At 58.0% G+C, this 400-nt stretch carries 1 pseudogene; it reads right to left on the reverse strand.

Annotated elements, in window-relative coordinates:
- Nucleotides 1-330: pseudogene (locus AB0T83_RS20350) on the reverse strand (ATP-binding protein); the annotation flags it as partial.
- Nucleotides 331-400 lie beyond the last annotated feature (70 nt).

Genomic DNA, 400 nt, shown 5'->3' on the forward strand with positions numbered 1-400 from the left:
TACTTGTTCGTTGTCTTTGTCATGATGCTCCATCCTACTCAGGAGTTGGAGCCTCCGGCAAACCCGGTGCGGGTCAAAGAGCAGTTCGGCGCCGGTTTTGCTCAGGGGGACGAAGCCGAGTTCATCGATGATCAACAGGTCCTGGCTGACCAGTTGCTTTTGAAGGCGTTGCAGGTGTCGCCCGTCGGCGGCTTCGATCAGTTCGTGGACCAAGGCTGCGGCGGTTGTGAAGCGGACCTTGAGGCCCTTTTGGCAGGCCGCCAATCCCAGCCCCAATGCGATGTGGGATTTGCCGGTGCCACTCGGCCCAAGGGCGATTACACTTGGCCTGCTGCCGGTTTCGTGGACGGCAACTTAAGCTTTCATAGCTCGCTCCTCGAAGGTCATAGGACTTAGATAG

Source organism: Meridianimarinicoccus marinus, from assembly GCF_040689105.1.
Taxonomy (GTDB): domain Bacteria; phylum Pseudomonadota; class Alphaproteobacteria; order Rhodobacterales; family Rhodobacteraceae; genus Meridianimarinicoccus; species Meridianimarinicoccus marinus.